This is a genomic window from Cupriavidus sp. P-10, assembly GCF_003402535.2.
In the GTDB taxonomy this organism is placed as follows: domain Bacteria; phylum Pseudomonadota; class Gammaproteobacteria; order Burkholderiales; family Burkholderiaceae; genus Cupriavidus.
Map to the genome: position 1 here is coordinate 1,526,847 of NZ_AP025171.1, position 21,463 is coordinate 1,548,309.

The following is a 21,463-nucleotide window of genomic DNA, read 5'->3' on the forward strand; positions in this document are numbered from 1 at the left end:
CGGTTTTTCGACGAAGTCGCCGCCGCACCGCAAGCCGAAGCCGAAGCCCCCAGCCCGTCGGCTGTGCATAATGTGCACAACTGACGCCGGCGCCCTTGTCCCCGCGGACCCGATACGCTTGAATCGGGTCACCCTTCCGGCAGAGGAAGGATGGAGACAAAGATGCCTATTCCCAACACGGCGCGGCCACCGGTACGCGCCGATCGCACCGCACTGGCGCAGCTGCTTGAGCCCGCCTCGATCGCCATCATCGGCGCCTCGCGCGATACCAGCCGCATCGGCGGCGTGGCGCTGGACCACCTGCAGCGCCTCGGCTACCAGGGGCAGGTTTATCCGGTCAATCCGCGCTATGCGGAGATCGCCGGGCTGGCCTGCTATCCCGATGTAGAGTCCCTGCCGGCGGTGCCGGACGTGGCGGTGCTGGCGCTTGGCGCCGACGAAGTGCTCCCGCAGCTGCAGCGCTGCCATGTCCGCGGCATCCGGGCCGCCATCCTCTATGCGTCGGGTTTTGCCGAGGCCGGAGAGGCCGGTGTCGCGCGCCAGGCCGCGCTGGCCGCCTTCGCGCGCGAAAGCGGCATGGCCATCGCCGGGCCCAACTGCATGGGGCTGGCCAACCTGACCACGCGCGCCATCACCGCCTTTGCCACCACCTTCCGCGCCTACCCGCCGCAGGACGGCCCCGGCGCCGTCAGCCTGCTGACGCAGAGCGGCAATGTCTGCGCCATCGTCTATGCCACCGGCCGGCAGATGGACGTGGGCTTCCACCAGTTCATCAATACCGGCAACGAAGCCTGCCTGGACTACGCCGACTACCTCGACTACCTGGCCGACGACGCCCGGACCGGCGCCGTGGTCGGCTACGTGGAGGGCCTGCGCAGCGGCCCGCGCTTTATCGACGCCGCGGCGCGGCTGCGCGCGGCGGACAAGCCACTGGTCGTGCTCAAGGCCGGCGAAAGCGAGGCCGGTTCGGCGGCCACGCAGTCGCACACGGCCGTGCTGGCCGGCAACCAGGCCATCTACCGCGCCGCCTTCGCCCAGGTCGGCGCGATGCAGGCGACCGATCCCACCCACCTGACCGACCTGGCCTACCTGTCGGGCTTCCGCCAGCGCAGCGCGGGCCGCCGCGTGGTGGTGGCGTCGGTGTCGGGTGCGATGGGTGCGCTGTCCGCCGACCTGCTCAGTGCCGCCGGACTGGACGTGCCGTGCCTGGCCGAGCCGGTGCAGCAGCGCCTGCAGGCCGCCGTACCGGAGATCGGCTCGGCGGCGAATCCGGTCGACCTGACCGGCCAGCTGTTCAACCGCAGCGGCCTTGCCTATGCCGTGCTCGACAACCTGGCGGCGGTCGACGGCGTCGACGTGATCTTCCTGTACGCGACCGCCTACCTGCTCGACCGCGTGGCGGACGAACTGATCGACGTGGCGGGCAAGACCGGCCGGCTGATCGTCGTCGCCACCACCGGCGAGCCGGCCAGCCGCGCCCGGCTGGCCGCGGCCGGCGTGGCGCTGTTCCCGGATGTGGCGCGTGCGGCCAAGGCCCTGGGCACGTACGTCGGTTGGCTGGGCACGCGGGCCCCGACCGCGCATTGGATGGCGTTGCGTGCGCAGGCCGCCGGCCACGCGCCGGCCAGCGACGCGCCCGGCGCCGCCATGGACGAGTACCAGGCCAAGCACTGGCTGGCCGGCTTCGGCGTGCCGACAGGCTTGGAAGCGGTCGCAGCCACTCCCGCCGATGCCGCGCGCGCCGCCGAGAGCCTCGGCTTCCCGGTGGCGGTCAAGGTGCTCAGCCCCGACATCGCCCACAAGACCGAAGTCGGCGGCGTGCAACTGGGACTGCGCGACGCGCAGCAGGTGCAGGACGCCGCCGCCGAAGTGGTCGCCGCCGCGGCGCACGCCAGGCCGCAGGCACGCCAGCGCGGCGTGCTGGTGCAGCAGATGGCCAGCGGCGTCTGCGAGCTGATCGTCGGCGTGACGCGCGACCCGGTGTTCGGCCCGGCCATGACGGTCGGCCTGGGCGGGATCTTTACCGAAGTCTTCCACGACGTCGCGCACCGCTTGCTGCCGGTAGACCGCGCCATGGCCCGCGAGATGCTTGCCAGCCTGCGCGGCTACCGGCTGATGACCGGCTTCCGCGGCAAGCCCCCAGCCGATATCGACGCGGCCGCGGACGCCATCGCCGCGCTTTCCGACGCCGCAATGGCGCTCGGCGACTCGCTCGCTGAACTGGAAGTGAACCCCCTGCTGGTGCGCGAGGCTGGCCGCGGCGCGGTCGCGCTTGACGCGCTGGTGCTGACGCAGCAACCGAACCACGACGGAGAGCGGCAATGAGAGACGACACCATCGACACCCGCCGCCGCGACACGCTGGGGCTGCTGGGCCTGGGCGCGCTGGCGCCGCTGGGCACGCTGGGCACGCTGGGTATGCTGACCTCCGGCGCCGCGCGGGCGGCTGATTTCCCCGCGCGGCCGGTCACGCTGATCGTGCCGTTCGCGGCCGGCGGCGCCACCGATACGCTGGTGCGCACGCTGGCCGACAGCGCCGGCAAGACGCTGGGCCAGCCGGTCGTCGTGGAGAACAAGCCCGGCGCAGCCGGCGTGCTGGGCGCCAACGTGGTCGCGCGCGCCAAACCCGACGGCTACACCCTGACGGTGATCCCGGAGCCGGTGTTCCGGCTGCCGCACCTGCAAAAGACGCAATACGACCCGCTGCGCGATTTCACCTATGTGATCCACCTGACCGGTTACACGCTGGGCGTGGCGGCGCGCGCCGACGCGCCGTGGAAATCGTGGCAGGAAATGATTGACGATGCGCGGCGCCGTCCGGGCAAGATCAGCTACGGCAGCACCGGCACCAACGGCACCATGCACGTGACCATGGAAGAGATCGGGCAGAAGCTCGGCGTCCAGTTCAACCATGTGCCCTACAAAGGCGAGTCCGAGATCATCGCCGCGCTGATGGGCGGGCATATCGACCTGGGCGTCACGGCCGGCGGCATCGGCCCCTATGTCGACAGCGCCAGGGCGCGCTGGCTGGTGCTCTGGACGGCCGAACACTCGCGCCGCTGGCCGCGCGTGCCGACGCTGCGCGATGTCGGCATCGACATCGTGTCCACCTCGCCCTTCGGCATCGCCGGCCCGCGCGACATGGACGCGCAGGCCGTGCAGCTGCTGCACGACGCCTTCCGCAAGGCGCTCAACGAGCCGGCGATGCAGAAGCTGCTGGAGCGGCTCGACCAGGAGAACGCCTACCTGAACAGCGCCGACTACGCCGCCTTCGCGCGCCAGCGCTATGAAAGCCAGGGCAAGCTGGTCAAGCGCCTGGGCCTGACTGCCAACCCCTGACGCCTGATTTCGGAGCCCGCATGCAATATCGATCCGTCTTCCACACCGGCCTGTTCGCCGGCCGTACCGTGCTGGTCACTGGCGCCGGCAGCGGCATTGGCCGCTGCACCGCGCATGAACTGGCCAGCCTGGGCGCGCGCGTGGCGCTGGCCGGCCGCAAGCTGGAAAAGCTGGAACAGGTCCGCGAGGAAATCATCGACGCCGAGCCAGACGCCGCAGACCGGCTGACGCTGCACAGCTGCGACATCCGCGACGAGGCGCAGGTGCGCGAGACCGTGGCCGCGGTGCTGGCGGCTCACGGCAGCATCGATGGCATCTTCAACAACGCCGGGGGGCAGTTCCCGTCGCCACTGCGCGACATCAGCCTGAAGGGCTGGGAAGCGGTGGTGCGCAACAACCTGACCGGCGGCTTCCTGGTGGCGCGCGAATGCTTCACGCAATGGATGGAAGCCAACGGTGGCGCCATCGTCAACATCATCGCCGACATGTGGAACGGCATGCCGGGCATGGGCCATTCCGGCGCGGCGCGTGCCGGCATGCTGTCGTTCACCGAGACGGCGGCGTGCGAATGGGCCGCCGCAGGCGTGCGCGTCAACGCCGTGGCGCCGGGCTGGATCGCCTCCAGCGGCTTTGACACCTATCCATCCGAATTCCAGGCCAAGATCCGCCAGCTGGCCCGCAAGGTGCCGTTGCAGCGCCTGGGCACCGAGGCCGAGGTTTCCGCGGCGGTGGTGTTCCTGCTGTCTCCGGCGGCGGCCTTCATTACCGGCTCGACCCTGCGCGTCGACGGCGGCGTGCCCAATGCCAAGCACACCTGGCCGCAGCCACAGCACCAGCGCTCGCAGCCATACAACGGCTTCCCGCTCTACACGCTGCCGCAATGCCTGACGCCGTCCAACGAGTAAGCGAACACCATGACCCTGCAACCGCCCAACCCGCGCTACTACAGCGCGGACCATGAAGCGTTCCGCGCCAGCGTGCGGCGCTTCTTCGAAAAGGAAGTCGCGCCCAACGCCGAGGCCTGGGACGAAGCCGGCAGCTTCCCGCGCGAGCTGTACCGCAAGGCGGCGCAAGCCGGCCTGCTGGCGCCCGGTTTTCCCGAGGAGTACGGCGGCGCGCCATGCGACGCCTTCTACCGCATGATCCTATTCGAGGAGCGCGCCTGGGGCGGCTCGGGCGGGATCGCCTCGGGGCTGTTCTCGCACACCATCGGCGCGCCGCCGATCGCCGCGGTGGGCAGCGAGGCGCTGAAGGCGCGCGTGCTGCCGCAGATCCTGTCGGGCGAGAAGATCTCTGCGCTGGCGATCACCGAGCCCGACGCCGGCTCCGACGTGGCCCGGCTGTCGACCAGCGCGCGCCGCGAAGGCGATCACTACGTCGTCAACGGTACCAAGCTCTATATCACCTCCGGCATGCGCGCCGACTACTTCACCGTGGCCGTGCGCACCGGCGGCCCGGGCACAAGCGGTGTCTCGCTGCTGCTGATCGAGGGGGACACGCCGGGCCTGAGCCGCACGCCGCTGAAGAAAATGGGCTGGTGGGCGTCCGACACCGCGCAACTGTTCTTCGAGGACTGCCGCGTGCCGGTGGCAAACCTGGTCGGCGAGGAAGGCAGGGGCTTTGCCGCGATCACCCGCAACTTCAACCACGAGCGCCTGGCGCTGGCGGCGGCGGCCTGCGGCTATGCCCAGGTGTGCTTCCACGACGCGCTGGCGTGGGCACGCGAGCGCCATACCTTCGGCAAGCGGCTGGCCGACCACCAGGTGGTGCGCCACCAGCTGGTCGACATGGCTACGCGCATCGAATCCACGCGCACCCTGCTCGACGACCTGGCCGCGCGCCTGGACGACGGCGCCGCACCGGTGGCGCAGATCGCGATGGCCAAGAACATGGCCACGCGGACCTTCCAGTTCTGCGCGGACCGCGCGGTGCAATTGCTGGGGGGGATGGGCTATATGCGCGGCAGCCGCGTAGAGCGGCTGTATCGCGAAGTCAAGGTGATGATGATCGGCGGCGGCGCCGAGGAAATCATGAAGGACCTGGCGGCAAAGCAACTGGGGCTGTAAGCGCCAAGCGCCCGCGGCTTCCGCTGCGGGCGCTTTCCCCGGGCAAGTCCTGCTTATTCCAGCTTCACACCGCTCTTCCTCACCACCTCGCCCCAGCGCACCGCTTCCGTCCTGATAAAGGCCTGGAACTGATCGGGCTTGCCGCCGACCGGATCGATGCCATAGTCGATCAGCCGCGCGCGCACGTCGGGCTGGTGCAGCACGGCGTCCATGTCGGCCGACAGCTTCGCCAGCACCGCCGGCGGCGTCTTCGCCGGCGCCAGCAGGCCGATCCAGCTGCCCGCCGTCACCGCCGGGAAGCCGGCTTCGGCCATGGTCGGCACCTCCGGCGCGGCCGGCCAGCGCGTCGGGCTGGTGATCGCCAGCGCGCGCACCTTGCCTGCCTTCACCTGCGGCATCATGGTCTGCACCGAATCGAAGATCACCGCAACCTGCCCTGAGAACAGGTCGGGCAACGCCGGCGAGATGCCCTTGTATGGCACGTGCGTCATCTTCATGCCGACCGCCTGCGCGAACAACTCGCCCGCCAGGTGCGCGCCGGAGCCGGTGCCACTAGACGCAAAGGTCATCTTGTCCGGGTTCGCCTTGCCCCAGCCCACCAGCTCCCTGACGCTGGTCGGCGGCAGTTGCGCGCTGCCGACCAGCAGCAGCGGGATCCGGCCGATCATGCTGACGCCGGTCAGGTCCTTGACCGGGTCATAGCTCATCCTGGCGTACAGGCTCGGGTTGATGGCGTGGGCGGCGACCACGACCAGCAGCGAGTAGCCGTCCGGCGCGGATCTGGCGACGTTCTCCGAGCCGATCATGCCGTTGGCGCCGCCACGGTTTTCCACCACCACCGGCTGGCCGATGCGCTCGGACAGCTTCTGCATGACCAGCCGCGTCACGGCGTCGGACACGCCGCCGGGCGTATACGGCACCACCACGCGGACCGGCCGGTTCGGATAGGCGTCGCCCTGCGCCAGTGCCGGAATGGCGCCGGCAAGGCTGCCGGCGAGCAGGCTCAGCGTCAGCAGGCGGCGTACGTGCGCGTTGCGCTTGGATCGGGTCATGTGTCTCCTCCTTGTCAGGGGTGGCCGGGTCTATGCCCAGCTGCGCGGTACGGAAAGCGGGAAATCGAGCAGCATCTGCGCGTAGCTCTTGCCCAGCGGGTCGGAGCGCAGGCTGGCCACGCCGCCGCCGCCCAGCGCGCCATGCATCAGGAAGTTCAGCGCATGCAGGCCGGGCACGTCGAAGCGCTCGACCTCGCCCTCCACCAGGTGGGCAAAGTACGCGCGCACGGCCTGCGGCGTCAGTTGTTCACGCAGCAACGCCAGGTATTCCGGCTTGCGCGCAATCACGCCGATGTTCTCGTCGTCGCCCTTGTCGCCGCTGCGGGCGTAGGCCAGCGCGACCAGCGGCAGTCGCACGCGCGGCTCGTCGGGTACCGGCGACAGTGCCGGGCCGCTAACCACGGCGGGCGCCTCCGGTGCGGCGCTGGTTGCAGCATCGGGCAGCATGATCACGCCCCCCTCGAATTCCACCCGCATCGGCACGTCCGCCTTGGGCACGAGGAACGAAAACACTTTCACCACCGGCTGGATATCGACACGCCCGGCAAAGGACGAGCGCGTGCCGGCCGCCATCGACGTTCCCGCCGACGAGCATTCGCGCTGCAGGAAGCTCAGGCCCCGCGCCAGCGGGTGGCGCGCGCCGATGCGCAGCACCACCTCGCGCGTTGGCAGCTCCCGCGCATGGGCGCCGTATTGCGATTCACAGCCCAGCAACTCCACCACAGTCTCGGTGTAGTCAGGCATGCCGCGTTCGGCCAGCATGGCGCGGGTGCGCGCCAGCAGCGCGTCGGCGGTGCGGCGGGCCTTGGCCGGGGCGTCGATGCCGCGGATTGCCATCATCAGGCTGATCTGGAAGCCGTCCTGCCAGGTGGCGTTGCCCTTGTAGTGGGTGCCGGGCGCCCGGCCGCGTGCGCCATCCACGCGCACGCGGCCGGGTTCGACCAGCTTGGTGCGGACCATGCGGAAGTCGCAGGTCACGTCCGGCATCAGGTAGTTGGCGGGGTCGCCCACCTCGTACAGCACCTGCTCGGCGACCGCGGCGGGGTCGACCAGCCCGCCGGTGCCTTCCGGCTTGCTCAGCATGAAGCTGCCGTCGTGCGCGCAGTCGATCACCGGGTAACCCATCCGATCCCAGCCGGGCACGCGCTCCCAGTCGGTAAACAATCCGCCGGTGGCCTGCGCGCCGCATTCGATCACATGGCCCGCGAGCGTGCCGGCGGCAAGGCGGTCCCAGTCGGTCCAGTCCCAGCCGAATTCGTGCGCCAGCACCCCGACCACCACGGCGCTGTCGACGCAACGGCCGGCGATGACGATGTCGGCGCCCAGCGCCAGCGCGCGGGCAATGCACTGCGCGCCGGTGTAGGCGTTGGCCGACCACGGTTCGGTGGTCGGCACGGCGTCGCCGGCCAGGTCGGTCAGCCCGTCGGCGCACCATTGCGCAAAGCGGGGCTGCACGTCGTCGCCGGTGACCACGGCGATGCGCGGCTTCAGGCCCTGCTGCGCGGCGATCTTGAGCAGCGCGTCGCGGCAGGCTTCCGGGTTGAGCCCGCCGGCGTTGGCAACTACCCGGACGCCGCGCTGCAGGATCCCGGCAAGGTTGGGCCCCATCGCCGCCTGCACGAAATCGGTGGCGTAGCCCAGCGCCGGGTCCCTGGCGCGGGCGCGCGCCAGGATCGACATGGTGGTCTCGGCCAGGTAGTCGTAGACCAGGTACTGCAGGCCTGGAACGGCCAGCAGTTGCGGCGTGGCGATAGCGGAATCGCCCCAGAAGCCGGACGCGCCACCGATGCGCACGGTCTTGCCGGTGCGTGCCTCCGCGGCTTCGGTATTTGTCAGTTCGCTCATGCCGGCTCCTTCGCCGCAACATCGGCATCGACGCGCGCCAGCAGCGAACCGGCGCTGGCCTGGCCGCCTGCGCGCGCGGGCAGTTCAGCGACCACGCCGGCAAACGGCGCGGCAATGGTGTGCTCCATCTTCATGGCTTCCAGCACGACCAGCGGCTGGCCGGCTTCCACGCGCTCGCCCTCGGCCACATGGACCGCGACGATACGCGCCGTCAGCGGTGCCTGCAGGACCCCGTCGGCTTCACCGGCATCGCGGCGGCGGCGCGGGTCGTGCAGCGGGAATTGCCAGGCGCGGCCGGCCTGGAACAGGTGCAGCACCTGCTTGTCGGCGGCGAACACCAGCGGATAGGCCACGCCGTCGCACTCGACCAGGGCCGTGCCGCTGTCGCCGTCGGCGCGCAGCACGCGCAGCGCGCAGGCGACCGGCTGCTGGCCGGGCAGTTGGTCACTTTCGCGCTGGCGCAGCATCACGCGCCAGCCTTCGGCAGCGACGCGCAAGGTGGCTTCCCACGCCGTGCCGGCCGCGTACAGCACCACGCTGGCCGCGGCACGTGCGAGCGTGGCCGGCTTGCCGTTGTCGCCAAGCAGCCCCGACGCGGCCAGCGCGGCGCTGGCCATCACGTGCAGCGGCGGCTGCGGCGCCTGCAGCGCGCCCTGCATGTGCGCATCGACGAATCCGGTGTGCACGTCATTGCCCGCGAAGGCCGGATGCGCGAGGCAGTCGGCAAGGAACCCCTGGTTGCTCGGCACGCCCAGCAGCGCGCAGTCTTCGACCGCGCGCAGCAGCTTGCGGCGCGCTTCCTCGCGGTCGGCGCCATGGGCGACCAGCTTGGCCACCATCGAGTCGTAGTGCGTCGGGATGGCGCCGCCCTCTTCCAGAGCATGGTCGACGCGCACGTCGCGGCCTGCGGCGGGCGGGCGCCAGCGCATCAGCGGGCCGCCCTGCGGCAGGAATCCGGCCGGCACGTCTTCGGCGGTGAGACGGACCTCGATGGCATGGCCGTTGAGTTTCACCTGTTCCTGCGTCACCGGCAGCGGCTCACCAGCGGCCACGCGCAGTTGCCATTCGACCAGGTCGAAACCGGTAATGGCTTCGGTCACCGCATGCTCGACCTGCAGGCGCGTGTTCATCTCCATGAAGTAGAAATTGCCGTCGGCATCGAGCAGGAACTCCATGGTGCCGGCGCCGACGTAGCCGATCGACTTTGCCGCGCGGACCGCGGCCTCGCCCATGCGCGCGCGCAGCGCCGGGCCAACGGCGGGCGACGGGGCCTCTTCGATGACCTTCTGGTGGCGGCGCTGCACCGAGCAGTCGCGCTCGCCCAGATGGATGACATGGCCGTGCGTATCGGCGAAGACCTGGATTTCGACGTGGCGCGGCGCGATGACGGCGCGCTCCAGGATCAGCTCGTCGGAGCCGAACGCGGCCGCGGCCTCGGAGCGTGCGCTGGCCAGCGCGATGGGCAGCGCCGCTGCCTCCCGCACCAGCCGCATGCCGCGCCCGCCGCCGCCCGCCGCGGCCTTTACCATCAGCGGAAAACCGATCGAACCGGCTTCGGCCAGCAGCGTGGCGTCGTCCTGTGCCGCGCCCTGGTAGCCCGGCACGCAGGGCATGTCGGCGGCCAGCATCAGGCGCTTGGCCTCGGCCTTGTTGCCCATGGCGCGGATTGCCCCGGCAGGCGGGCCGACAAAGACAAGGCCCGCCGCCGCGACGGCTTCGGCAAAGGCCGCGTTCTCGGCCAGGAAGCCGTAGCCGGGGTGGATGGCGTCGGCGCCGCTGGCACGGGCGGCCTCGATGATGGCGGGGATGTTCAGGTACGACTCGCGTGGCGCCGCGGCGCCGATGCAGACCGCGCGGTCCGCGAAGGCCACGTGCGGGCTGTGGCGGTCGGCCTCGGAGTAGACGGCCACGGTGGCCAGCCCGAGGCGGCGCGCGGTGCGCATGATGCGCACCGCGATCTCGCCGCGGTTGGCGACGAGCAGCGTATGGAAGGGTCGGCTGGTTGCAGACATGGGGGAATCCTGTGAATTTCCGGGAATTGGCTGGCGGAGTTGTCAGCTCGCCGATTGGGCGCCGCGCACGGCATCGGCATCGAAGCGCACCGTCCAGTTCGCGTCGCGCTTCTCGCGGAAGGCCGCGACGCCTTCTGCACCCTCGCTGCGCATGCACTGGGCGAACAGCCGCGAGGCTTCGTCCAGCAGCGGCCCCGCCGGCTCCTGGCCGCAGCGGCTGACCAGCGTCTTGAACACGCGGTTGGCATTGGGCCCGCAGCGGCCGATGCGCGTCAGCCATTCGGCGACCAGCGCGTCCAGCTCGGCGCTGTCGGCGGCCAGCTGGTCGACCAGCCCGATCGCCACCGCGGCCTCGCCGCTGATGCGTTCGCCGGTGAGGCCCAGGCGGCGCGTGGCGGCCGCGCCGATGCGCTGCACCACGAACGGCGCGATCTGCGCGGCGATGATGCCCAGCGTGGTTTCAGACAGCGCGAAGCGCGCGTCCCGCGTGGCCAGCACGATGTCGGCGGCGCACGCCAGGCCCATGCCGCCGCCCATCGCGGCGCCGTCCACGGCGGCGATGACCGGCACCGGCAGCGCGCTCAGCCGCTGCATGAAATAGCCGAACTGGCGGTTGCGGGTGGCGACCGGATCTTCCCGGCTGGCATCGGCATCGAGCCGCGCCTGGAAGTTGCCGACGTTGCCGCCGGCGCTGAACATGCCGCCGGCGCCGCGCAGCACCAGCGCGCGCACCTCTGGGTCGGCTTCGGCCTGCTCGACCGCACCGGCCAGCGCGGCGACGACCTCGGGCGCCAGCGCATTGCGCGTGGCCGGGATATTGAGGGTGGCGAACAGCACGCCGCCGGCGCGGCGCACGATCACGGGTTCGGTTTGCGTTGGCACGGTCATGGCGGTTCCTGCCTGTCAGCCGCGGGACTCGCGCGACATCAGGCCCATCTGCTTGGCGATGACCTGCAGCATCACTTCGTCCGCGCCGCCGCCGATCGAGCCCAGGCGGAAATCCCGGTACGCACGCGACGCATGGTTGTCCCAGGTGTAGCCCATGCCGCCCTGGAACTGCATGCACCAGTCGGCCACCTCGCGCGACAGCCGCCCGGCCTTGAGCTTGGCCATCGACGCCAGCTCGACCACGTCGCCGCCTGCGATATAGGTCTGGGTGGCCAGGTAGACCAGCGCGCGCAGCGCCTCCATCTCGGTCTTCAGTTCGGCCAGCTTGAACTGGATGAACTGGTTGTCCAGCAGCGGCTTGCCGAAGGCGACGCGCTGGCGCAGGTACTCGGCGGTTTCCTCGATCAGCGCGGTGCAGGCCAGCCGGCGCGCCGCGCCGTTCAGCCGCTCTTCCTGGAACTGCTTCATCTGGTAGATGAAGCCCATGCCCTCCTCGCCAATGCGGTTGCGTACCGGCACGCGCACTTCGTCGAAGAAGATCTGCGCGGTGTCCGAGCACCACATGCCGAACTTCCTGATCTTCTGCACTTCCACGCCGCGCACGCGCTTGCCGTCTTCCCTGAGCGGCACCACGATCAGCGATTTGTTCTTGTGGACCGGACCGTCGGAGGTGTTGCACAGCAGGCAGATCCAGTCCGACTGGGTGCCGTTGGTGATCCACATCTTGGAGCCTGAGATGACATAGTCGTCGCCGTTGCGCACGGCGCGCGTCTTGAGCGAGGCCACGTCGGAGCCGGCGCCCGCCTCGGACACGCCGATGGAGCACACCATGTCGCCGGTGATGGCAGGTGCCAGGTAGTTGCGCTTGAGTTCTTCCGAGCCGAACGCGGTCAGCGCCGGCGTGGCCATGTCGGTCTGCACGCCCACGCCCATGCCGACGCCTTGTGCGCGCGCATAGCCGAGCGCCTCGGCGGCGGCGACGGCGTAGGAGAAGTCGAGCCCCATGCCGCCGTACTCCACCGGCTTGGTGATGCCGAGGAAGCCGAGGCCGCCCATCTTCTTGAACAGCTCGTGCGCCGGGAACACCTCGGCGGCTTCCCATTCATCGACGAAGGGATCGATCTCCGCCGAAACGAAGCGGCGGATGCTGTCCATGATGTTGCGGTGGTCTTCGGTGTAAAGCATGCTGGTCTCCTGGATTTCGTTGCGTTCTGTTTGTCTGTGGGGCGGCGGCGCTCAGAAGCGCCCGACGCCGAACTGGATGGCATGCGGCTGGCGCAGCGCCGCCTCGCGCGCGGTGGCCAGCACAAAGGCCAGCACGGCGCGCGTGTCGCGCGGATCAATCACGCCGTCGTCCAGCAGCAGCCCGCTGGTGACGAAGGCGCTCGCCTGGCGCTCGAAGTTGGCGACGATCTCGGCGGTCTGGCCGGCCAGTTGCGCCTCGTCGACCGGCTTGCCCTTGCGCGCCGCCTGCTGGCGCGCCACGATCTCCAGCGTCATGGCGGCCTGTTCGCCGCCCATCACCGCCGTGCGCGCGTTCGGCCACGAGAAGCAGAAGCGCGGCCTGAAGCCCCGCCCGCACATGCCGAAGTTGCCCGCGCCGAACGAGGCGCCACAGTACAGCGTAATCTGCGGCACTTTGGAGTTGGACAGCGCCTGGATCATCTTGGAGCCGTGCTTGATCATGCCGGCCTCTTCCGAGGCGCGCCCGACGATAAAGCCAGTGGTGTTCTGCAGGAAGACGATCGGCGTGCCGGACTGGTTGCACAGCTGGATGAACTGCGCGGCCTTGGTCGCCCCGGCCGGGTCGATCGGACCGTTGTTGGTGATGAAGCCGACGGTATGGCCTTCGATGCGGGCATGGCCGCACACGGTGCCCGGGCCGTAGTCGGGCTTGAACGGCAGCCACGCCGAATCGTCAACGATGCGCGCGATCACCTCGCGCATGTCGACCGGGCGCTTCATGTCCAGTGTCATGACGCCGTCCAGTTCCGACGCGTCGAGCCGCGGCGCACGGGCCGGCTGCGCCGGCTGGGGCTCCACCTTGGGCCAGTCCAGGCTGGCGACGATGTCGCGGGCGGTGGCGATGGCGTGTTCGTCATCCTCCGCCAGGTACTCGGCCAGCCCGGTGGCGGTGGCGTGCAGGTCGGCGCCGCCCAGTTCCTCGTCGGTGGCGATCTCGCCGGTGGCGGCCTTCAGCAGCGGCGGGCCGGCCAGGAAGGCGCGGGCGCGGTTGCGCACCATCACCACGTAGTCGGACAGGCCGGGCATGTAGGCACCGCCGGCCGTGGACGAGCCGTGTACCACCGTGATCACCGGCAGGCCGGCCGCGGACAGCCGCGCCAGGTTGTAGAAGATGGCGCCGCCGCGCACGAACTTGTCGACGCGGTACTTGCGCAGGTTTGCGCCGGCCGATTCCACCAGGTGGATAAAGGGCAGCCGGTTTTCCAGCGCGATTTCCTGGCAGCGCACCAGCTTCATGTTGCCGGCCTCGGTCATGGCGCCGGCATCGATGCCGGAATCCGTGGCGAGCACCATGCAGCGCACGCCGCACACGAAGCCGATGCCGGCCACCAGCGAGCCGCCGGGAATCGACGTCTGCGGGTCGGGATCGTCCATGCCGAAGCCCGCCAGCGTGGACAGCGGCAGGAAAGGCGCGCCCGGGTCGAGCAGGCGGCCGACGCGCTCGCGCGGCAGCAGCGCGCCGCGCTTGGCGAAGGTGGGCCGGGAGCGCTCGGAAGCGGCGACGGCACGCTGCTCCAGCCCGTGCAGGCGGTCGATCAGGGCCTGCATGCCGGCGCGCTGGCTGGCGAAGGCGTCGGAGGACGTGTCAATGCGGGATTCGATGGGGATCATGGCTGGTGCCTGTGGTTCCGTGATGGATGGATTGCAAACCACGGCGCCCCGCGCGACAACCGCAATCGCTCAGATTGTGCATAATGTGCACAATCTTCCTATCCTGGGAGTGTCTTCCGACGCTCCGCCGACGCATCCAGCCATGCCCACCAAATCCTCCGCCCCCGGCGGCGTCCAGAGCCTGGCGCGTGCCTTCACCCTCTTGCAATTGCTGGCTGAACACCATGACGCCGGCCTGGCGCTGCCCGACCTGGCCGCGCTGGCCGGCATCGACCGCACCACCGCGCATCGCATGGCGCGCTTCCTGGAAGCCGGCGCATATATCGAGCGCGAGTCGGCCGGCAAGCGCTATCACCTCGGCACCGCCGCAATGGCGCTCGGGCTGCGCGCCATGAACCGGCCGCCGCCGAACAGCGCCCTCGTCAGCAAGATGAAGGCGCTGGCCCGCCTGACTGGCGACGCGGTCTTCCTGATCGTGCGCATTGGCGACCACGGCCATTGCCTGCATACGGAGGAAGGCAGCCATCGCATCAAGAGCTTCCACATGCTGACCGGCACCTCGCGCCTGCTGGGCCAGGGCACCGGCAGCATGGCGCTGCTGGCCAAGATGGACAACGAGGCCGTCCGCGCCCACTACGAGCGCCACCGCGCCGAGTACGAAGCCGGCGGCCTGAGCCTGCTCAAGCTGATGCGCGGCGTCGAACGCAGCCGCAAGCTGGGCTATGCGCTGGCCGGCGCAGAAGGCGTGGCCGGCGTGGGCTACGCCTTGCCGCTGGCAATGGGCGCGGATGCGGCCATCAGCATCGTCTCGACTGCGTCGCGGATGTCGGCGGCGCGCCGGCATGAAATGGGCGGGATCATCGTGGCGATGTTCGCGCAGCAAGGGTGACGCGGCGGCGGACGCGCAAACCGCGGCTCTGCACGACCTGGTGGCGCACTGAGCGGCCGCGCAGCTCGGTTTTGAAACGCGTCTCTGTCAGGGGCCGCACAGAGACGCACCGGCTCTATGGCGTTCAATGGTGACGCAAACAGAGATACGCAAGAACGCGCCCGCTGCCCTGGCATCGGCCGGGCGAGCCGCCTTCATGGGAAGGCGGAATCAGTCCTGGTGCCAGAACAATAAATTCCCCCGCCGGCCAGAGGGAGGGTCGGCATTCCGGGCCACGCCCCGATGTCGGAGCGTGGCTCCTTTTTTTCCGGCGCCAGCCATTCCGCACCCCGCCACCGAGGCGCATATGGAATGCCGGTTTTATTCGTTGGATTTCGCCTGCCGCGCGCGTACGGTCATGGGTTCCCACGTTTCCAGCGAGTGCCATGACCGCTTCACGACGCCAGTTCCTGCGCCACGGCGCCGCCGCCACGGCGGCCCTTGCCTCCGGCCCGATCCTTACCTTCACCACACTCGCCAGCGGCAACGCGCAGGCGCAGGGGCGCCCCGTGCTGAAAGCCGGCGACCAGAAAGGCGGGCTGCGCGCGCTGCTCGAATCCGCCAACGCGCTCGAAGGGCTGGCCTATGACATCCAATGGACCGAGTTCCCCGCCGCGGCGCCGCTGGCGGAGGCGTTGAACGCCGGCGCCGTCGACAGCGGCCCGATCGGCGACGGTCCGGCAATCTTTGCGCTGGCAGCCGGCACCCGGATCAAGCTGATCGGCGCCAACCGCTCCGATCCGTTCGGCACCGCGATCCTGGTGCGGCCCGATTCGCCGCTGCGGCAGGCGGCCGATCTCAAGGGCAAGAGCATCGGCACCAACCGCGGCTCGATCGGGCACCTGGTCACGCTGAAGGCGCTGGAGTCGGCCGGGCTCAGGCCGGAGGACGCGAATATCCGCTTCCTGCCGCCCGCGGATACCAAGCTCGCCTTGAGCAACGGTTCGGTCGATGCCTGGGCGACGTGGGAGCCGTACACCGCGATGGCCGAGACCAGCGGCCACGCGCGCGTGCTGGTCAGCGGGCGCGGGCTGTGGTCCGGCCTCAGCTACCTTGCCGCCACCGATGCGGCGCTGGCGACCAAGCGCGCCGTGCTGCAGGACTTCCTGGCCCGCGTGGTGCGCGCGCAGCGGTGGTCGTACCAGCACGTGCCCGAGTTCTCGGCGACGCTCGCGCGCATTATCGGCATCACGCCGCAGGCGGCGCGGCTGCAGTTCGAGCGGCGCCACACGCAATGGCGCAACATTGACGCCGAACTGATCGCCGAACAGCAGCGCACCGCGGACTTCTACCAGAAAGCGGGCCTGCTCAAGCAACGGCTCGACGTACGGCAGACCTTCGACACCGGCTTTCCGATCGCCTCCTGAACCGCACGCCCGCACGCACGCACGCACGCGTGCAAGCAGCATCACGCCCGCTTGCGGCGGTTGTTGCCTGGCATTGCCGCCGGTACCGGCGCGGCCAGCGCTTCGCGCTTGTCCACCAGGAAATCCACCAGCGCGCGCACCTTCGCCGGCATTTGCTCGCGCGAAGGCGCGTACAGGTAGAAGCCGGGAAACGGCTTGCTCCACGCCTGCAGCACGCGCACCAGCGTGCCATCCCGCAAATGCTCGCGCAAGGCGAGCTCCATGTGCTGGATCAGGCCGACGCCCTGCAACGCCGCCCGGATCATGCCGTCGTCGTCGTTGGTGATCACGCTGCCCTGGGGCTCCACCACGAAGTCGTGGTCCTTGATCGTCGGTGACGTGAACTCCCAGCGAAAGATCGCGCCGCTCGAGGCATGGCGGTAGCACAGGCAGTTGTGGCGGATCAGGTCGGCCGGCTCGCCCGGCTTGCCATGCCGCGCGAAGTAGTCCGGTGTCGCGGCCACCGCCATTTCCAGCATGGGCGTGATCGGCACCGCCACCATGTGCCCGGCCAGGCTCTCCCCCAGCCGGATGCCCGCGTCGCAGCCGTCCGCGATGATGTTGGACAGCCCATCATCCATCACCAGTTCGAGCCGCAGCTGCGGATAGCGCGCCATGAACTCGCCCAGGTGCGGCTCGACCAGTGCCTTTGCGGCGATCCGTGACGTGTTCACGCGCAGCAGGCCGGTGGGCTCATCGCGCACCTCATGCAGGTTGCGCACCGCGCTGTCGATGGTGAGCAGCGCCGGGCGCAGTGCGTCGAACAGACGCTGGCCGGCTTCCGTCAGCGACATGTCGCGCGTGGTCCGGTAGAGCAGCCTGACATCGAGTTGCCGCTCCAGCGCTTTCAGGTTCTGTGACAACGCGGCGCGCGACACCCCCATTTCGGCCGCTGCCCTGGTAAAGCTGCGGTGATGGGCGATGTGGGCGAACCAGGCAAGGGATGGCAGCTGGGAAGGGTCCATGGCAGGGATCCATGATTAATTGTTAAGCTGTGCTTACCACTATAGTCCAAATTATGCGCTTGTTTAGCGCCAATCCGGGTTCTACATTCAGTCGTACGCGGCCGCCGCGCTCCGGACCCCAAAGGTTCCGGAATGCCGGAGGGCCTGGCCTCTCCCCCCTGTCAAGGCACACCGAATGAAGACCGTCAAGATCAAGCATCAAACCTGGGACATCGCCGCCGATATCCATTTCCCGCCCGGATTCGACGAAAGCAGGCAATACCCGGCCATCATCAGCGCGCACCCGATCGGCAGCTGCAAGGAGCAGACCGCGGGCAACGTCTACGGCGCCGCGCTGGCGCGCGAAGGCTTTGTCGTGATCGCCTTCGATGCAAGCTACCAGGGCGCCAGCGGCGGCGAGCCGCGCTTCATCGAAGACCCGACGCGCCGCGTCGAAGACTTCCGCGTGGTGGTTGATTACCTGGTCACGCTGCCCTACGTCGATGCAGGTCGCATCGGTGTGCTCGGCATCTGCGGTGGCGGCGGCTACGCCATCAACGTCGCCATGACCGAGCGCCGCATCAAGGCCGTGACGTCGATCACCGGCGTCAATTTTGGCCGCCTGATGCGCGAGGGATTCAGCGGCTACGACCCCATCGCGGCACTGGAAGCCATGGCCACGCAGCGCACCGCCGAAGTCCGCGGCGCCCAGCCGCGCGTCGACAACTTTCTGCCGGCCTCGGTCGAAGCAGGCAAGCAGCATGGCATCACCGACATCGACGTGCTGGAAGCGACCGAGTACTACAAGACCCCGCGCGGCCAGCAGCCGCATGGCGCCACCAGTGCGCGCTATTCGCGCAATGCGGCGGCGGTCGGCTGGGACGCGTTCCACCTTGCCGAAGTGCTGCTCACCCAGCCGTTGCTGGTGGTGGTCGGCGACAAGGTCGGCGGCTTCGGCGCGTACCGGGATGGCTGCGAAATCATCGGCCGTGCCGCATCGAAACAGAAGGAACTGGCAGTCGTGGCCGGCTGGTCGCACTACGACCTCTACGACAAGCCCGAGCCGGTGCGCCAGGCGCTGGCCAGGGTGGTGCCCTTCTTCAAGGAAAACCTCTGAGACATGACGTGCGCGGCAAAGCCTGCCGCCATCGCAGCGCAAGCGCAGGAACCCGACATGGAAAAGATCCGCTTCAAGAACCGCAACGGCGCCGACATCACCATGGCCGCCATCATCCACTTCCCCACCGGCTTTGACAGCAGCAGGCAATACCCCGCCGTGGTCGTCACGCACCCGGGCGGCGGCGTCAAGGAACAGACCGCCGGCCTCTATGCCAGCAAGCTGGCCGAGCAGGGCTTCGTCAGCATCGCCTTCGATGCCTCCTACCAGGGCGAAAGCACCGGCGAGCCGCGCCAGCTGGAAGACCCCCATGTGCGCACGCAGGACATCAGCGCGGTGATCGACCACCTGACCACGCTGCCGTACGTCGACCGCGAGCGGATCGGCGCGATGGGCATCTGCGCGGGCGCCGGCTATACCGCCAACGCGGCCATCAACGATCGCCGCATCAAGGCGGTCGGCACGGTCAGCGCGGTCAATATCGGCTCGATGTTCCGCAATGGCTGGGACAACAACGTCAAGTCAGCCGACGCCATCTCGCTGCTGGAGCACGGCTCGCAGGCCCGCACCACCGAGGCCGGCGGCGCCGGCACCGTCACCATTCCGCTGGCGCCGCTGCGCAAGGAAGATGCGCCCAACCAGGAACTGGAAGAAGCCTGGGAGTACTACCACACCCCGCGGGCCCGGCACCCGACCGCGCCGGGCTTCGCCACCGCGCGCAGCCTGAACCAGATCATCACCTACGATGCCTACAGCATGGCCGATGTCTTCCTGACGCAGCCGCTGCAGATCGTGGCCGGCAGCGAGGCAGGCAGCAAGTGGATGAGCGACGGCCTGTTCCACCGCGCGGCGAGCCAGGACAAGCATTTCCACGTGGTCGAGGGCGCCAGCCACATGTCCCTCTATGACGTGCCGAAGTACGTCGACGAAGCCATCTCGAAGCTCGCGCCGTTCTTCCGGTCGCATCTGTAAGCGGGCCGCGCCGCCCGCCTAACCCGGGGGCTGCAGTGCGCCAGTTGTGTGGCGCACCGTAGCCCCTCTCTTCAGCTTTCCCGGATTCGAGTCGATTGCGGCAAGCCTGCGCGGCAGGATCGCGCTCGTCCCGCGTTCGTGGCAAAGCCTTCCCAAAGTACGGCACAGATGCGTGAACGTGCTTGCCGCGCGGGCCATCCGTCGATGAAATGGCCCGCTATCCCCTTATCGCCCCTTATGGCCCCGCTCTTATGGCCCTTATGGACCTTATCGCCCTTTTCGTCCATATGGCGCGCCGATGCGGATCCAGCCATTGCCCCCTCACCGCCAGACAAGGAACCAAGAATGGCCACTGACACCCCTACCGCAAATCTCCCGGACACCGGCCTCTCCCGCGCCCGCGCGTGGATCGACGCCGGCCCCAAGCGCCTGCTGATCGGCGGCCGCTGGGTGGAGGCAGCTTCCGGCAAGACTTTCGACGTCATCAATCCCGCGACCGAGGCGGTGCTGTGCCGGGTGGCCGAGGCGGACAGCGCCGATGTCGACGCCGCCGTGGCCGCGGCGCGGCAGGCCTTCGACAAGTCCCCTTGGGTCGGCCTGTCGCCGCACGCGCGCACACGCGCGCTGCTGCGCATCGCCGACCAGGTCGAGCGCCATGCCGACGAACTGGCCGCGATCGAGACCCTCGACAACGGCATGCCCTTGTGGTTCAGCACCGCCGTGGCCAATAACGCCGCCGATATCTTCCGCTACTACGCGGGCTGGTGTTCCAAGGTGCTGGGCAGCACGATCCCTTCCGACGCCCAGACCTTCATCTATACGCTGCGCGAGCCGCTGGGCGTGTGCGGGCAGATCATCCCGTGGAACGTGCCGATCCTGATGGCGTCGATCAAGCTCGCCAACGCGCTGTGCTGCGGCAATACCCTGGTCCTCAAGCCCGCGGAACTGGCCTGCCTGTCGTCGCTGCGGCTGGCCGAACTGGCACTGGAAGCCGACCTGCCGCCGGGCGTCATCAACGTGCTGCCGGGTTTCGGCACCACCGCCGGCGCTGCGCTGGCGCTGCACCCGGACGTGGACAAGATTGCCTTCACCGGCTCCACCGCGATCGGCAAGCAGATCGTGCGCGACTCGACCTCGAACCTGAAGAAGGTGACGCTGGAACTCGGCGGCAAGTCGCCCAACGTGATCTTCGCCGATGCCGACCTGGACAAGGCGGTGCAGGCCGCGGTCAAGACGTTCTGCGGCAATTCCGGCCAGGTCTGCTCCGCCGGCACCCGGCTTTTCGTCCACGAGAGCGTGCATGACGAAGTTGCCGAGCGCGTCACCCGGCTGGCCGCCACCTACACGGTCGGCGATCCGCTTGCGCCAGACACGAAGCTGGGGCCGCTGATCTCGGCCCGCCAGCGCGACCGGGTGCGCTCCTGCATCGATGCCGGCCAGTCCGACGGCGCGGCACTGCGCCTGGGCGGCAAGCCGTGGCAAGGCAGCGGCTACTTCGTCGAGCCGACGGTGTTCGACGGCGTGCGCAACGGCATGCGCATCGCGCAGGAAGAGATTTTCGGGCCGGTGCTGTCGATCATCCCGTTCCGCGACGAAGACGATGCCGTGTTCCAGGGCAACGACACCACCTACGGCTTGTCCGCCGCGGTCTGGACGCGCGACGTTGCCCGCGCCCACAAGGTCGTACGTGCACTGAAGGCCGGCCGCGTATGGATCAACACCTACGGCGAGTCCGATCCCGTCATGCCGTTCGGCGGCTACAAGCAGTCCGGCTGGGGCCGCGAGTTCGGCCAGGAATCGATCGACGCCTACACCCAGGTCAAGGCCGTGATGCTGCGGATGTAAGCGTCAGCAACGACATGACCATCGCCCGCGAGGAAATCTTCGGCCCGGTCGCCGCGGTCATGCCGTTCGACACCGCGGAGGATGCGCTGCGCATCGCCAATGACACGCTGGTGCGTCGGGGCACCTGAAACGCCAGCGTTAGCGCTCAGGGCCGGTATGCACAAGCCGGCGCGCAAGCGCGCCGGCCCGAAGCG

16 protein-coding genes and 1 pseudogene are annotated in these 21,463 nt (G+C 69.2%); 10 read left to right on the forward strand and 7 right to left on the reverse strand.

Annotated elements, in window-relative coordinates; genetic code table 11:
* Nucleotides 1-162: 162 nt before the first annotated feature.
* Genes CTP10_RS23975 through CTP10_RS23990 form a run of 4 tightly spaced genes read left to right on the forward strand, consistent with a single transcriptional unit; the run spans nt 163 to nt 5,404 of the window.
* On the forward strand, nt 163-2,325 hold the full coding sequence (locus CTP10_RS23975; protein ID WP_116322690.1) for an acetate--CoA ligase family protein: 2,163 nt from the start codon (nt 163-165) through the stop codon (nt 2,323-2,325).
* The gene (locus CTP10_RS23980; protein WP_116322691.1) at nt 2,322-3,338 is read left to right on the forward strand and encodes a tripartite tricarboxylate transporter substrate binding protein; all 1,017 of its coding nucleotides are present in this window, start codon (nt 2,322-2,324) and stop codon (nt 3,336-3,338) included. The genes CTP10_RS23975 and CTP10_RS23980 overlap by 4 nt, the downstream gene beginning before the upstream one ends.
* Nucleotides 3,339-3,358: 20 nt before the next feature.
* On the forward strand, nt 3,359-4,243 hold the full coding sequence (locus tag CTP10_RS23985) for an SDR family oxidoreductase (protein WP_116322692.1): 885 nt from the start codon (nt 3,359-3,361) through the stop codon (nt 4,241-4,243).
* A gap of 9 nt (nt 4,244-4,252) precedes the next feature.
* Complete coding sequence (locus tag CTP10_RS23990) at nt 4,253-5,404, forward strand: acyl-CoA dehydrogenase family protein (protein WP_116322693.1); 1,152 nt, start codon at nt 4,253-4,255, stop codon at nt 5,402-5,404.
* Nucleotides 5,405-5,457: 53 nt separating this feature from the next.
* On the opposite strand, the gene CTP10_RS23995 is transcribed toward CTP10_RS23990, so the two are convergent.
* The 6 genes from CTP10_RS23995 to CTP10_RS24020 are packed head-to-tail and all read right to left on the reverse strand — an operon-like array spanning nt 5,458 to nt 14,057.
* Complete coding sequence (locus CTP10_RS23995; protein WP_116322694.1) at nt 5,458-6,456, reverse strand: Bug family tripartite tricarboxylate transporter substrate binding protein; 999 nt, start codon at nt 6,454-6,456, stop codon at nt 5,458-5,460.
* Nucleotides 6,457-6,486: 30 nt separating this feature from the next.
* Nucleotides 6,487-8,301: an acyclic terpene utilization AtuA family protein gene (locus CTP10_RS24000; RefSeq protein WP_116322695.1), complete on the reverse strand. Its 1,815-nt coding sequence runs from the start codon at nt 8,299-8,301 to the stop codon at nt 6,487-6,489.
* Nucleotides 8,298-10,313, reverse strand: a complete 2,016-nt coding sequence (locus CTP10_RS24005) for an acetyl-CoA carboxylase biotin carboxylase subunit (protein WP_116322696.1) — start codon at nt 10,311-10,313, stop codon at nt 8,298-8,300. The genes CTP10_RS24000 and CTP10_RS24005 overlap by 4 nt, the downstream gene beginning before the upstream one ends.
* A gap of 42 nt (nt 10,314-10,355) precedes the next feature.
* Complete coding sequence (locus CTP10_RS24010) at nt 10,356-11,201, reverse strand: enoyl-CoA hydratase/isomerase family protein (protein ID WP_116322697.1); 846 nt, start codon at nt 11,199-11,201, stop codon at nt 10,356-10,358.
* A 15-nt stretch (nt 11,202-11,216) separates the two neighbouring features.
* The gene (locus tag CTP10_RS24015; RefSeq protein WP_116322698.1) at nt 11,217-12,386 is read right to left on the reverse strand and encodes an acyl-CoA dehydrogenase family protein; all 1,170 of its coding nucleotides are present in this window, start codon (nt 12,384-12,386) and stop codon (nt 11,217-11,219) included.
* Nucleotides 12,387-12,437: 51 nt separating this feature from the next.
* Nucleotides 12,438-14,057: an acyl-CoA carboxylase subunit beta gene (locus tag CTP10_RS24020; RefSeq protein ID WP_116322699.1), complete on the reverse strand. Its 1,620-nt coding sequence runs from the start codon at nt 14,055-14,057 to the stop codon at nt 12,438-12,440.
* 142 nt (nt 14,058-14,199) lie between these two features.
* On the opposite strand from CTP10_RS24020, the gene CTP10_RS24025 reads away from it, so the two are divergent.
* On the forward strand, nt 14,200-14,946 hold the full coding sequence (locus tag CTP10_RS24025; protein ID WP_116322700.1) for an IclR family transcriptional regulator: 747 nt from the start codon (nt 14,200-14,202) through the stop codon (nt 14,944-14,946).
* A gap of 425 nt (nt 14,947-15,371) precedes the next feature.
* Nucleotides 15,372-16,352, forward strand: coding sequence for an ABC transporter substrate-binding protein (locus CTP10_RS24030; protein ID WP_116322701.1), 981 nt, complete (start codon nt 15,372-15,374; stop codon nt 16,350-16,352).
* Between the two features lie 41 nt (nt 16,353-16,393).
* Here the strand turns inward: CTP10_RS24030 and CTP10_RS24035 are convergent, their stop codons facing one another.
* Nucleotides 16,394-17,356, reverse strand: a complete 963-nt coding sequence (locus CTP10_RS24035) for a LysR family transcriptional regulator (protein WP_116322702.1) — start codon at nt 17,354-17,356, stop codon at nt 16,394-16,396.
* A 175-nt stretch (nt 17,357-17,531) separates the two neighbouring features.
* Here CTP10_RS24035 and CTP10_RS24040 point away from each other — a divergent pair, with 175 nt between their 5' ends.
* From CTP10_RS24040 to CTP10_RS41290, 4 genes and pseudogenes are all read left to right on the forward strand, one after another.
* Nucleotides 17,532-18,452 (forward strand): alpha/beta hydrolase, encoded by a 921-nt coding sequence (locus CTP10_RS24040; RefSeq protein WP_116322703.1) that lies wholly within the window; start codon nt 17,532-17,534, stop codon nt 18,450-18,452.
* Nucleotides 18,453-18,509: 57 nt separating this feature from the next.
* On the forward strand, nt 18,510-19,424 hold the full coding sequence (locus CTP10_RS24045) for an alpha/beta hydrolase (RefSeq protein ID WP_233528352.1): 915 nt from the start codon (nt 18,510-18,512) through the stop codon (nt 19,422-19,424).
* Between the two features lie 345 nt (nt 19,425-19,769).
* A complete protein-coding gene (locus CTP10_RS24050) occupies nt 19,770-21,269 on the forward strand; it encodes an aldehyde dehydrogenase family protein (protein WP_116322705.1) in 1,500 nt (499 codons plus the stop codon).
* Nucleotides 21,269-21,376: pseudogene (locus CTP10_RS41290) on the forward strand (aldehyde dehydrogenase family protein); the annotation flags it as partial. The gene CTP10_RS24050 and the pseudogene CTP10_RS41290, both read left to right, overlap by 1 nt.
* Nucleotides 21,377-21,463: the final 87 nt, after the last annotated feature.